This is a genomic window from Vreelandella venusta, from assembly GCF_044809155.1.
GTDB lineage: Bacteria > Pseudomonadota > Gammaproteobacteria > Pseudomonadales > Halomonadaceae > Vreelandella > Vreelandella venusta_B.
The window spans coordinates 2,157,269-2,169,844 of record NZ_CP085241.1; the positions used below are offsets into that span (position 1 = coordinate 2,157,269).

Annotated in this window: 11 protein-coding genes; 2 read left to right on the forward strand and 9 right to left on the reverse strand. The window is 49.2% G+C overall.

The genetic code is table 11. The annotated features are described in order from the left end of the window. The first annotated feature begins 179 nt into the window (after positions 1 to 179). Positions 180 to 1,352, forward strand: a complete 1,173-nt coding sequence (gene hmpA / locus LG301_RS10160) for an NO-inducible flavohemoprotein (protein WP_404471042.1) — start codon at positions 180 to 182, stop codon at positions 1,350 to 1,352. Positions 1,353 to 1,749: 397 nt separating this feature from the next. Further along, on the forward strand, positions 1,750 to 3,081 hold the full coding sequence (locus tag LG301_RS10165; RefSeq protein ID WP_404471044.1) for a tyrosine-type recombinase/integrase: 1,332 nt from the start codon (positions 1,750 to 1,752) through the stop codon (positions 3,079 to 3,081). A gap of 198 nt (positions 3,082 to 3,279) precedes the next feature. Here LG301_RS10165 and LG301_RS10170 read toward each other — a convergent pair whose 3' ends face one another. The 9 genes from LG301_RS10170 to LG301_RS10210 all read right to left on the reverse strand — a co-directional run bounded on the left by LG301_RS10170 (position 3,280) and on the right by LG301_RS10210 (position 12,495). Further along, positions 3,280 to 3,516, reverse strand: a complete 237-nt coding sequence (locus tag LG301_RS10170; protein ID WP_404471045.1) for a PD-(D/E)XK nuclease family protein — start codon at positions 3,514 to 3,516, stop codon at positions 3,280 to 3,282. A gap of 555 nt (positions 3,517 to 4,071) precedes the next feature. Then, complete coding sequence (locus tag LG301_RS10175) at positions 4,072 to 5,616, reverse strand: GTPase (RefSeq protein ID WP_404471046.1); 1,545 nt, start codon at positions 5,614 to 5,616, stop codon at positions 4,072 to 4,074. Continuing rightward, complete coding sequence (locus tag LG301_RS10180; protein WP_404471047.1) at positions 5,597 to 7,306, reverse strand: GTPase; 1,710 nt, start codon at positions 7,304 to 7,306, stop codon at positions 5,597 to 5,599. Before LG301_RS10180 ends, LG301_RS10175 begins: the two co-directional genes overlap by 20 nt. Next, positions 7,290 to 7,730 carry a hypothetical protein gene (locus tag LG301_RS10185; protein ID WP_404471048.1) on the reverse strand — a complete coding sequence of 147 codons (441 nt, stop codon included), beginning with the start codon at positions 7,728 to 7,730 and terminating at the stop codon, positions 7,290 to 7,292. The genes LG301_RS10180 and LG301_RS10185 overlap by 17 nt, the downstream gene beginning before the upstream one ends. 12 nt (positions 7,731 to 7,742) lie before the next feature. After that, entirely contained in the window at positions 7,743 to 8,594 is an 852-nt protein-coding gene (locus LG301_RS10190) for a GTPase (protein WP_404471049.1), read from the reverse strand. A gap of 277 nt (positions 8,595 to 8,871) precedes the next feature. Further along, the gene (locus LG301_RS10195) at positions 8,872 to 9,270 is read right to left on the reverse strand and encodes a hypothetical protein (protein WP_404471050.1); all 399 of its coding nucleotides are present in this window, start codon (positions 9,268 to 9,270) and stop codon (positions 8,872 to 8,874) included. 546 nt (positions 9,271 to 9,816) lie between these two features. Next, positions 9,817 to 10,131 carry a DUF2846 domain-containing protein gene (locus LG301_RS10200; RefSeq protein WP_404475233.1) on the reverse strand — a complete coding sequence of 105 codons (315 nt, stop codon included), beginning with the start codon at positions 10,129 to 10,131 and terminating at the stop codon, positions 9,817 to 9,819. Positions 10,132 to 10,489: 358 nt separating this feature from the next. Next, positions 10,490 to 11,179, reverse strand: a complete 690-nt coding sequence (locus tag LG301_RS10205; RefSeq protein WP_404471051.1) for a hypothetical protein — start codon at positions 11,177 to 11,179, stop codon at positions 10,490 to 10,492. A 386-nt stretch (positions 11,180 to 11,565) separates the two neighbouring features. Continuing rightward, on the reverse strand, positions 11,566 to 12,495 hold the full coding sequence (locus LG301_RS10210) for an IS30 family transposase (protein WP_404471052.1): 930 nt from the start codon (positions 12,493 to 12,495) through the stop codon (positions 11,566 to 11,568). Positions 12,496 to 12,576: the final 81 nt, after the last annotated feature.

Consider the following 12,576-nt stretch of genomic DNA (forward strand, 5'->3'; position numbering starts at 1 on the left):
AAAACCATGACAAGTATCAAAAATACATCTTATAGCTTGCAGTAAGCAAGCCGCTCGCTAATGGCAGTCGTCAAGGCAATGTCCCTGTAACGAATAAAACGCGCTTGAAGGTTGGTATTTACACCCTTCTGGCATTAAGATGCTTTTCAAATACATCTTAATGTCCAACGGAGTTATTCGTGCTAACACATGAACAGGAAACACTGATCAACGCTACGGCGCCCGTTGTAGCTGAGCATCTAGACGCCATTACTCAGCATTTTTATCCGTTGATGTTTGCTCGCTACCCCGAGGTAAAACCACTCTTCAATGAAGCGCACCAGCAAAGCGGCGGGCAGCCTCGCGCTCTGGCCAGCGCCGTGTTGGCCTATGTAAAACTGCGCAGCAATCCTGCCCAAGCACGCGCCACACTGGCGGTTGTAGTCAGCAAGCATGTCTCTTTAGGGATACTGCCGGAGCAGTACCCCATTGTAGGCGAGTGCTTGTTAGCGGCCATTGGTGATGTCCTTGGCGATGCCGTAACGCCTCAGATCGCAGATGCATGGGAGGCGCTGTATAACGAACTTGCCGCACTCCTCATCGACCTTGAAGACAAGCGCTACCGTGAGTTTGAGCAGCGTCCAGGCGGTTGGCGGGGAACACGCCGCTTCAAAATTGCCAACACGCAGCAGGAGAGTGTCTTAATTCGCTCTTTTATTCTGGAGCCCGAGGATGGCGGCGCGGTAGCTGACCATGAACCAGGCCAATATATCGGCGTACGCCTAACCATTAATGGCGAACCGCTCTACCGGCATTACAGCCTATCGGATATTCCCAATGGCCGGAGCTATCGTATCTCCATCAAACGCGAGGCGGAGGGGCAAGCCAGCCGTTATTTTCACGATGTTCTTCAGCCAGGCGATAGCATAGAGCTGCTTCCACCAGCAGGTGATTTGACGCTGGTAGAGGGTGACGAACCTCTACTGCTTGCCAGCGGCGGGGTTGGCCAAACGCCTCTTCTGCCCATAGCGCAGCATGCTTTGTCGCTTGGGCGTCAGGTCGTCTATTTACACGCCGCCTTAGACGCCGATCATCACGCGTTTAATAACGAGGTTGAAACATTAAAGGCAGTCTATCCCACGCGTTTCCACGCGGTCAGCATTCATGAACAGGGTAACCACGCCGATCACATTGGGCGTATTGACCGCTCTTTAGTGGCCGACTACTTACCTAGCCCGGTAGCCCGCTGCTATTTTGTCGGCCCTCAAGGCTTTATGACGGCAATGAATGACGCTCTAGCTGAACTGGGTGTCACGGCCGACCGCCGACACTTTGAGCACTTCGGCCCCTCGCGCCCACTCAATACTATTTAGTATTGGCTCGTTCGGGTTCCATATTTCGTGGCTTCTTGTTAACGGCAGGGATTGCTAGTTAATCCCTGCTCAACGTTTACCGGTTTAAAGAATCCAGCAGGAAGACATTGGGGGGATTAACGGAAAGATAAACGAGATAGATAAACGAGATATTAGTGAGGACTTGATGCTATATGGCGTCCCTGGCAGGAGTCGAACCTGCGACCTGCCGCTTAGGAGCAGGATTTTAGTTAGTTTTACACATTATCACGCCTTCCAATAATTTCTCATTAATTCAAATAAAATCATAAACTTAATGAGGAATACTGCCTTATTGTGTCTTATATATTCCACCTCTATACTGACAAATCTGTGGGGGCGCCTGTGGGGGCGAAAAATCTTCATTTAAGGAGACACAATGCTTAGCACTGAAAAACAAGTCATTGCCTTCAAGCCCGCTGATGGCAAGGAAAAAATAAGGGAAGGCGTTACTAATCGTGGCGTGGGTGGGCTAGCGTTAGAAGCACGTAATGACCGAGTAGCTAAGGCATGGATTTACCGCTACCGCATTAATGGGAAGCAATTTGAGCTGCAACTAGGCACTTACCCGGCTATGAAATTAGCCGAGGCGCGCCAAGCGCATCGAGACGCTGTACAGGTCGTGGAAAAAGGCTTAGATCCAAGAAAGCAGCGCGCGTCCGAAAAAGCCAATAATCTGGCGGCATGGACAATGCAAGATGCTTATGAGCGATGGATAGAAGCCTACGAACAAACACCTGGGCGGAATAAACAGCCACCTACTACTAAAACGGTGTCCCAACAGCGAGGCCGTTGGCGGCGTCATCTAGCCCCGCGGCTCGCTGACTTTTACGTGCGTGATGTCACCCGACGTTTGATTATCGAAGTGCTAGAAAAGGCGTCCCAAAAGGCCCAAGTTGAAGCCCGACATAGCCTCAACTTACTGCGCCAACTTTTACGCTACTGCCAGAAACGGGAACAAATCGATGTAAATCCAACCGATGGTTTAACGCCCGCCGATATTGCTGCGTCTGCGTCTGCCCCGCGTCAACGTCATCTTCCCCTGCCTGAGCTACGCCAGCTTTGGCAGGCGATAGACGACGCCCGCGCAGATAACGTAGGCAAAGCCACTACCGCCGTGCTAAGCATTCCGGTAGCCAATGCGCTAAAACTTCTGATTCTGACCGGATGCCGTCGCAGTGAGGTGGCTTTTATGTGTTGGAATGAAGTCAATAAAACAGAATGGACAATACCGGCTGAACGCACTAAGTCACGGCGCCAGCATAAAGTTCACCTTTGCCCACTAGCACTTGAACTGCTCGCTGAACAGCGCCAGCTAGCCGCCGGAGAATACGTGTTCACCTCTACTCAAGGCAATGGCAAGCCACTGCACCCCGATAGCCTGAGCACTACCATAGCGCGCCTGCAAGGCCGTTCTAGAAAAGAGCACGACGAAAACGCTCCGCTATATCACTTGGCGCACTTCACTACCCACGACTTAAGACGCTCTTTTGCCACTCAGGCTACTGAAACATTGATGGCTGACCCGCTTGTCGTAGAAAAGATGCTTGCTCACGCCCCACCCAAGCTAATCGGAACCTACAACAGAGCTACGCGATGGAGGTCACAAGTAGACATATGGCAGCGCTGGGGAGAAGTCATAGTTCAAACGATGGTAAGCGAACAAAATTCGAATGTCATAAGTGTCTTTTCAAAAACCAAGGCCCTATGATAAACGTAGTGTTTAGTGCAGCACCACATCAACAACAGACCTTTAAGATAGCTTTTGATAATATCAAACCCGAAAGTCATAGCGTGTAAAGCGACCAGAAATCATTGGCGAATATAGGGAATAAAAGTAAAGGTCACTCATAATAGTCGCAGCTCATGCATTTACTGATATGCAGGTTGCTGTATGCATTTCTTTTACTCAAGTACCAAGCTGCTCCAGGTGCCCTAAGCTGTGTGATGCTGGAGGGCGCTCGTCCAATGAAAGGAATACCACGCGCACCTCTCGGTAGCCTTGAGTACGCAGTGATTGATAATACGTGACCAATTGGTTTTCCTGATCAGCGGCAAATAGCTTGTTTTCAATCAGAATGGCTTGACGCTTGGTGTTGGTAACCAGAATATCAATTCGCTGCTGCTCGGTAACGGCCCTCGACATGGCAGTGTCATAGCAGTTGCTGCTCATACTACTGGTAGAAAAGGGGGCAGCGGACACCTTCGCAGCATTACTTCACCATAAGCAATCAATGCTGTGTGAACCAATGGCCTGCCTGCAACGCGATCAAGCGCCAAGTTGCTGCGTCGCTGCCAGCTTGGCCCGATACCGATGATATGGCGCGAACTCTTAGCGCTAAAACGGGGGCTAAATAACCCTGACAACAGCGAGTTTTTGCCTCATCAACCTTGAGTTCACGCCAGGCCCCTTATCTTTTTGGCCGATTATGGGGGCGCACACTTATCGACGACGCACTCCCCCAGGCCCCCATTATCATGGTAGCGCTTGACACAAAGAGATGCTGGTGGACATCTAACGAATGTTAGCTTCAACCGTTCTGACTGGTCGATAACATCAGCCTCAATACGCTTCAATTCAGCCTCCACGGTAGCCGCTCGTGTGCGATATTTAGCCCGATTGTTGTTGACCAATTATGGATAATATAGTTTACAAATATAGCTAATTCAGCATGATCGGAAGCCACAATTAGACAAATTACTAGACTTGTACAGCATCCAAACCGCTTGCCAAGCTTTTTACATATTCCCTGTCTCTAATATGCTGCTCACTACTTTCTGTAATATTTTTGATTCTGGCATCAAGATCAGTAAGAGATTGCTCTTTCGATGAAGAAATCAATTTTCTTGATTCATCCAAGATTGCGGAACCGATGTCGCTAGCGATGCCCTCGATTAATTGATGTAGAGTAAGGGTTTGGCGTTGCTGCTCTTGGTTCTTTTTATCTTGTTCAGCAGAGGCTGAATAGATCTCATAGGCAGACACAAGTGCAGTGACTGCCCAATTAGCTTTATTAGCCCACTGGCCAAGGGTCTTTTCCCAGCGACCCTTTATGCCAGGAATTTTCAGCTTACGAAGTAACAAAAAGCCTTCTTTCAGGGTATTGCTGTCAATATTTTTAGCACCAGTAACTAGGGTCTGTTCGATGGATTCTCTAATATGTGAGCGACCTTCATCACTTGGTGTCTCAACTGAAATATCTACAGTCGCGTTCAACTCATTGGTAACGCTTTCACAGCGTTGCTGTAAGAAATCAGAAGTGGAGCTAACAACTTTGTCCGCCAGCTGTAAGATCTCACTCTCAAGCTCCACTTGAGTTGTTGAGCGATTCATTATGGAGGCAATTTCTGGTTTCGACCGAACAATTTCCGCACGGACATGATTGGCTACCTGAGAATCGAGCAGCGCGTATTGACGAATGACTTCGTCTCGTTGGTATTGTAGGTTCTTTAACTCGGCTGTTTCATCACCATTTGCTTCATCAGCAATAGCCTTGAGCGAAGGCGTCACAAGGCATTGATGGATATGTTTACGTAAACGATCCAAATAATGGTAATCATTATCAAAACGGCGTAACCAGGACAAGAAAACAGTTTCAAAATGAACAATGCCTGAATGTTCAGCCAATAATTCCGAACCTTTTAGGCGCGCCTTCATAGCAGTTTTGATATTGACCGGAAGGACGGGGATTTCACCCACGCGCTGCAGATCTATTTGGCGAGAGGCTGCATATTGAGCCATGATATCTGTCAAGCGAGCCAATGCTTCAGGCAACGCTTCTGGGGCTAACTCGTGGTTATAAACAATGAATATTTGCTTGTCGCGAGCCAACATACTGTACATTCGTTCATATACATCCTTTACGTCCTGATCACCCTGGCGAATTACGAAAAGAATCAGCTCTGAGCGATCAATCTGAGCATCAGTCAAAGCTTCATGCTCAATAGGCGCGTTAACGCCAGGGGTGTCTAACAGATAGCATCCATTCCAGTGGTAACGATCCGCAGTGGCCGTTTTGGGAATATCGCCAATCGCCGCCACTTCCTCCATCACTAGTGCATTAATCAGGCTGCTTTTACCAGCGTTATAGCTCCCAAAAAGCATCACCTGCAATAGTGATTCTTCTTTTTTGGCTTTGTATTCCGCCTTAAGCGCCATCGTCCGCTCGGCACCTAAATAGCGTTCTGCAGTTTCGAACAACTCATTCATATTCTGCTCAATTTTATCAATGGCACTTATGTTCATTATCTATCTCACCTTTGACTTTACTTAGCTTGTTATCAAATGCTTTGACTTCATTTCTTATTCGACCCGAGTTAGTTTTCATCTCCATCAATGTTTGTGTCCAAGGCTCAAATGCCCGATCAATGATACTGGGCAACTTCTGATCGAGCTTTTTCAAGGTATCCTCAACCGCTTTGGTGGCGTCGACTCCTACCTGCTCTTTCACAATTTCTGTTTCAACCAAGTACTCCCCACCCGCGCCGCCAGCAAGACTGCCCACAATGCCACCTACAATAGTGCCAACGGGACCGAGAAAACTTCCAGCGGCGGCCCCTGCTATCGCCCCTCCTGCAGAAGCTGCGGCTTGCATAGCTCGGCCGGTCTCCTTGGAGTATTGAATCTCTACATCTGTAAAGTCACCGATGTCTTCCACGTCAATCTCCACCAGGATCGTATTCACATTTCCGACAAAGCTCTCTACTGAATGACGCATTACCGCAAACAAGCGCTCAGTCACCAACGTATTGATGCGACTGGCTAACTGGGACCGGTCTTTGTTTGCCTTTAACTCCTCAGCCCAGTCCGTCACTCGTTCAGCCAGCTCCTGCTGCAACTTAGTCAGTGTCTCCTGGCGGCGTTGGGTTAAGGAGAGAGTCTCGTTGGAGATCAATTTATCCAGTTCGTCAATCTTGGGTAACAGTTCAATCTGGATAGAAGAACGAACGGATCGATCCAAATAATTGATGATCTGCTGACGCGCTTTACGCGGTTTATAGTCACTTGCGACGTTGACTAGGCCAGCCATTCGACTATCCAGCTCAGCAAGGCCGCTAGCCTGCCAGTCGTGCTTGGAATCCTGTGACTCTTTGTAGGCATGCACAGAAACCGACAAGGGGTGCCGAACCTCAGTTTGACTACCGAGCTTTTCCATGGATCGGCGATAAACATCCTCTTCCTGCTCTTTGCGATTTTCGGGACTCTTATTTATCAGTATGCTGAACAGGTTACCTTCATCATCACAGTCTTCTTCTCTGACATCGCTCCGAGTAATGACCGGCAAAAGTGGCTTGCCACTTTCCATCTCAATTTTCAGGTCATCCAGTTCCTGTACCTGCCCTGGTGATGTAGAGGGAGTTAGCCAAAGAACTGCATCGGCGCTGTCGGTAAAACGACGAGTGAGTTCTCCATTTTCATCTGTCACAGAATGCAGCCCAGGCGAATCCAACAATACCAATTTGCCATCCAGCTCGACGCCTTGAATTCTTGCTGTGGTCTCAGTAATACCTTCCAGGAAGGGTTCCTGGGTATAGCAGAGTTCACCCTCCTCCAGGTAAAAGAACTTTACCTTGTCTGCAGTAAACAAAGACGCTACATAATTGCAGAGAGAACTCTTGCCGGCATTGACCTTGCCAAATACCAGCAAGATAACCTTGTCGTAGAAATGTTGTGATAGTTCACGAGTGGTTTTGCCAGCATCCCAATCCTCCGCCCACTTGCTAATAACGCCAGCTAGCTGACGCTCAACTGCCTTGGCGGCTTCCATAAGCGGATTGCTTTTCTGCAGCTCACTCCGCACGGGAGAAATTCTTGTAACCTTTTGAATGAAATGGTCTCGGATTTCCATTAAAGCTTCTTCGCCAGCATTAATCTGCTCAAAAGATTGGGCGAAATTTTCAACCTCCTGGATCAGGCGGCTATTTGAACTCGTCATTCAGCGTCTCCAGTTGCGACATAGCGCCCTCAAGATTTTGCAGTTCCTTTTGCAGGCTAGTAACCGACTGCTGCTGCTCCTTAAACCTCAACGTTGACTGCAGTAAGGTAGAGTCACCCCGCATTGCTGCATTTGCCTGAGCTAAGGAGGAAACACTGAGTAGTGTCGCTAACTCGTTACGTAGTGGTTCCTCGTCGGGTACCCCGTATTTTTTGGCTAGGTTTTTGGTTACGCGATCGGCATAAGACTGCAACTCCTCCTTTCTGGCCAAGGTTTCCTTACGCTTGTGCTCTTTTTTTAATTTACGTTCTTCGTCACGTATGGCGCCGTCCGAACTTACTGAAGAGCTATCATCTGCCATCGCTGCGGTTATCGCGGCGGCAGCTGCCACGATTGCACCACCAATTAACCAAGGTATTGCCATCTTCTGTCTCCTTTACATCAAATCCAGCTTCACAGCGCGCTCGACTATTTTATTTCGAGCGTTTTCCACGTCGAGCCAAAACCCTTTTTTATATTTTTCCATGTTGCTCGTGGCACTGCTGAGTGAGTTTTTACGGTCATTAATCAATTCTGTCAGCTCAACCCGGGCTTTTCGTATCAGACGCCGAGCCTCTTTATGGCGTAGTTTAACCACGTCGACTTTCAATGTGTTCAGATAAGCTAAGAACTCAAGTATGCCACTGGCCTTAATGAACCCATTTTTATCTTCGTGAATACCTCGGGTATAACGGAGTGCAGATACCTTGGATATCTGCAAATCTGGCAGTTGAGATCGAATTTCACTTACTACCTGTTCCAGCTCTACTGAAGTTACCTGGTCGATCTGTGTCAGTACCAATACCAGCTTGCTACGATAGTTGCTGTCCTGGCGCATTAACTGCTGGTATAACTGCATCTCGCTTCTGTCCAGTTCACCGGCCTTAACGTTGTGTATTAGGCACAAAATATCGGCACTTTCTAAAGCGGCTTTCATTGCCCGCCGGTCATCTTCACCACTCACATCCGCATCCAGTCCAGGTGTATCTATCCATGTGACATCATCATGAATAAACTCGCTGACCGACAATGTTTCTCGCTTATCCGCTACCTTGAATATTTCCTGACCAATCAACGCGTTCAGCAAGGTACTTTTGCCATGGTTATATTTGCCAAATACCGCAACTTTCGGCTGCTCACTACTACCAAGTAATACTGATAGTCGACGCAGATTGGCTCGTGAGCTGGGGAGTAGTGCTTCCAACTGACTTAACCTTTCATCTAAGCTCACATTCTGGTCTAACGTCATAGATCCACTCTCCAATCCAACGGCAAACCTGCCGCCTCTTGTAATTGATTACACACTAGTGCGTTGCCAAGGTAATACTCTTCAAGAGACATCAGATCACTAGCAAACACCTGATATCCATCATCGATTCGACAGGCCAGCGGCCTCTGATCATAAATAGTGCAGCCGATATCTGACCGATAATAAATGCAAACCCCATCACCGCGATTGTAACTACGCAACATCTCCACTTTGTGGATATTCTGACAGCATAGGCCACACCGGGTGCAGGGGAAGCTCATAGGTGTATCAGGGCCTCACCCTGAACGAAAAGAGACAAAATACTCTTGGCCCATTCCTTATAGACAACCGCTAGATTAGGGTTCAGGCCAAAGCGTTCCACTATTTCTTCAAGCGTACCCTCTTCAGCCCGATGCATATGACCGTCTGAAAATACAAGTGCCATCAGCTCTAGCAATGCAATTTTTTTGTGGCTATCTTCCTGAAATACCTCAAGTACCGCCGCTAAATCAAACTGTTTTGGATCGTAGACTACATCGTCGACCTGCATCTCCATGCAATACTTATCGATGATAATCCTTTCCTCCTTACTAAAATCATCATCGATATGTGCGACATGATGTGCAATCTGAAGGAATGCTTCTTTTTCGGTTAAAGTCAGTCGGTTTAAAAACATTTTCAACTCCTGTAATTGTTACTTTCATTCACGCTCAAATAGCGAACCTAGGTACTTATGGCCAAACCGCTTTACAACACTTAGCGAGGTCGTGGAGCTCTAAATTTTTTACTTTTGCAAGCCTTTTGGCTATTAATACCACTCCCCCACTAGGTTGAGCTCTGCCAAAACTGCCCATGTCGTACAACAACCCACTTGTATTGCTTAGAAAGAGGTCCTGATTTTAATTCAGCGGGTTTGGCTCCTGGGCAGGTCAATGTCGACGAGGCCCTTGCTGGGGGTTTAGACGATACAGCCGGTTTGCTCGTGGTAGGTGTTGGCTTCGTTCTCAAGCATGATGAGAAAAAGGCAAACACAATCAAGGCGAACAGCAGGTCGGAACCGAGAACCGGCATGTCCTGGAGCAGAACAAAGCACAACTCGCCCAAACTCGACCTGCTTGACAACTCCTTGCGGCCTGGGAGGTGCTGATATCGCTTGTCTTCTTTCATGGAGTGCTCCGCTGGCAGGGGCACCGCACTAAGGTGGTGCCCCCCCCCCCCAACCTTAAAGTTCGCTGCTACAATTACCACTTGCTGCCATGCTCAGCTCGCTGACTTCACGCATGCCGCTGGCTTCGTCATGGTGCCTTAAGTTCGCGCCAGCAACGAAGGCTCCCAAACGGATATACTGCTCAACGAAGTAGTTGTTACCTGCCTCTGTGAACAGCTTCAGGGTGTTGGGAGAAACCTCGGACTCGGTTGCAACCTCATGCTCCTGGCCACCATCTACTTGGTGATATAAGAACACCCCACGGGCACTCTCGCCAATGCACTCGCCATTGATCCAGATATCCTTTTTCAGGGTCAGTCCTTGCGGAATACGAAGATACCCGCTTTACCACTAGACGGTTGGTTAAACTCTTTTGCTTCGGTTTACTCTTGCTGAGTTGGCATATTGACTGATGCACAGCCTGTCATAATCGTCAAAAGAGCGAGCGCTGCGATAGACTTAATCAAATTCATTACCGTTCCCTTATGTTTTTTAAAGACGGTTCTCTAATGCCATCCTAAATCGAGGCCACCATGGCCACGCATTCAGCGTTACACCAAATTCCTTTGCTTCTTAACCAGTTGCCAAGGCCGCCTAACCTTTTGAGATGGATACCGCAGATGAGTGTTCTAAATTCGGCAACTGCCCCCATCACATGCCTTAATTTGCAGTTATGGGTACTTACCTTTCATTCATCTATCTGTTCCCACACAGCATCGGTAATGTTGTGGGCACGCTGCCCCTGGCCACGAAGCTGAAGTACGAAGCTCATGGCATCTCTCAGCACTACTGCATTGTCGTCCTTGTCACAGCCAATCACTGCATCTGTATCAAACAGGCTTAACGCATTCACCATTGCGTCAACTGCCGCATCACGTTCGAAGAAATCATCGTCCTCCAGTTCAGACAACTCCGCCAGCAGCTTGCAGTCCACCAGAGTGCTATCCAGCCAGTTAGTGGCTGCGGTATAACCCACACACCAGCGCAAGCGAGACTCCTCTATGTAGCTCCTCATCGTGATGGAGTTTTTGCCCACAAAGCAGCTTCCAATCAGTACACCATCAATGCGGTAGCGTTTGGATTGACGCGCCACGCTATATAGCAACTTGTGCATCGGGACGCCGGCAATGTCTTTCCCAAGGCCATGTGCTGCGATATATACAATCCGACTGTCAAGTTCACCCTTGCATAGGCATTCCAGTGCCTTATCAAAGCTGTGTTCATCATAAAAATTTGCATAGTGAACATCCGTATCACCGGTCAGTTTTGCTACCCCCTCGACAAAGGGAATCACACTGCTGCGATTGGCATCCCGGTCATCCATTTCCCAGGGAGATTCAAGCACCAGAATGGCTCGGCTTGCGTGACGTAAACTCATTATTAAGATTCCAATCTATGTATATTTAGGATAAATAGTGGCTGGCAGCTTCGCAGCGTTCAATTCATCGACAGTCGAGGATCGCCCCACGAGCTCTGGGGAAAGAGAGCTTTCCCCCTACTTCTTTGCTATAGCCAGTCACAACGGGAGAAGCTGTAAGAAGAGTAAGTCATAGCTCCGACATTCCGTGTCGCACTGTACTCATCATGCCAACTAGCAAAAGAGTATTAATAAAAATGAGGTTATCACTTATGGTGAATGAGGCGATAGGCAGCATAACAAATAGTTAACTAAGCACTTAGTACTAACCTCAACCAACTAAGCGACACTTAATGTCGCATTTATCTATCACAATCAGTCAACCACGCTGCCTTTAGGTCCTGAATTCAAGCAATAAGCGCAGCACCTGCGGAACCCAGGGTTCCTGAGTATTCTCCCAGGAACACCTGTGCCGGTGTTCGATAGCCAAGGCGCTTTCTAGGGCGGTCATTCAGCTTTTTCACCACCTTGCGCAACTCAGTATCGGTGACCTGTCGGAAGTCGGTTCCCTTGGGAAAATACTGCCGTATTAGGCCGTTGGTGTTCTCGTTGCTACCACGCTGGCCGGAGCAGTAAGGATCGCAAAAGTAGATCGCTGCGGTCACCGCCTTGATCACGGCCGTGTGGTTGGCGAACTCCGAGCCATTGTCCAGCGTGATCGTCTGTACGGCACCGCGACGCGGCTTCATCAACCGGATCATAGCTGCCCGCGTAAACTCCGCTGAGGCCTTGGGCACCCGTGCCGCCAGTAGGTAGCCACTCCGACGCTCAACCAACGTGACCAGTCCCGATTGCTTATGCCCCTGGATCACAGTGTCGCCCTCCCAGTGTCCGATGGTGAGGCGGTCATCGATCTCCGATGGGCTGTGCTCGATGCCCACGCGATTGGGGATCTTGCCGAGTCCTGCGCTCTTGGCCTGGGCGCGATGCTTGCTGCGCCGTTTGGGTTGACGGAGATGCCGCCAGAGATCGCCACCATGCGCCTTGTCATCCCAGATCAAGGCGTAGATCCACTGGTGACTGACGCCTACGCCGGCCAAGGGCGTCATGAAACCGCTAATCTGCTCCGGGCTCCACTCGTCACGCAGCCGGCCGGCGACGGTGGTGATCAGGCTGGGCAAGCGCTTCGTTCGCTTCCAGGCACTGCGGCGCTGATGATTGCTGAGGGACTGCGCCTGCTCGGGATCGTAACCGCTGGAGTAGGCGTTGCGGCGCAGCTCATGGCTGACGGTGCTGCTATGGATGCCAAGCTCTCTGGCGATCAGCTGCTGGCTCATGCCCAGGCCATGGCCTGGTATCGTTGGGTCTGGGTCAGCTGTCGGTATCCCATGCTCTGTTTCACTTTGATCAGTAAAGCA

Bases quoted from the DNA above. Each gene is read 5' to 3' on its own strand.
- LG301_RS10165 (WP_404471044.1), top strand. From the start codon at position 1,750: ATGCTTAGCACTGAAAAACAAGTCATTGCCTTCAAGCCCGCTGATGGC.
- LG301_RS10190 (WP_404471049.1), bottom strand. From the start codon at position 8,594: ATGACGTTAGACCAGAATGTGAGCTTAGATGAAAGGTTAAGTCAGTTG.
- LG301_RS10175 (WP_404471046.1), bottom strand. From the start codon at position 5,616: ATGAACATAAGTGCCATTGATAAAATTGAGCAGAATATGAATGAGTTG.
- LG301_RS10205 (WP_404471051.1), bottom strand. From the start codon at position 11,179: ATGAGTTTACGTCACGCAAGCCGAGCCATTCTGGTGCTTGAATCTCCC.
- LG301_RS10185 (WP_404471048.1), bottom strand. From the start codon at position 7,730: ATGGCAATACCTTGGTTAATTGGTGGTGCAATCGTGGCAGCTGCCGCC.
- LG301_RS10210 (WP_404471052.1), bottom strand. From the start codon at position 12,495: ATGAGCCAGCAGCTGATCGCCAGAGAGCTTGGCATCCATAGCAGCACC.
- LG301_RS10170 (WP_404471045.1), bottom strand. From the start codon at position 3,516: ATGTCGAGGGCCGTTACCGAGCAGCAGCGAATTGATATTCTGGTTACC.
- LG301_RS10180 (WP_404471047.1), bottom strand. From the start codon at position 7,306: ATGACGAGTTCAAATAGCCGCCTGATCCAGGAGGTTGAAAATTTCGCC.
- LG301_RS10195 (WP_404471050.1), bottom strand. From the start codon at position 9,270: ATGTTTTTAAACCGACTGACTTTAACCGAAAAAGAAGCATTCCTTCAG.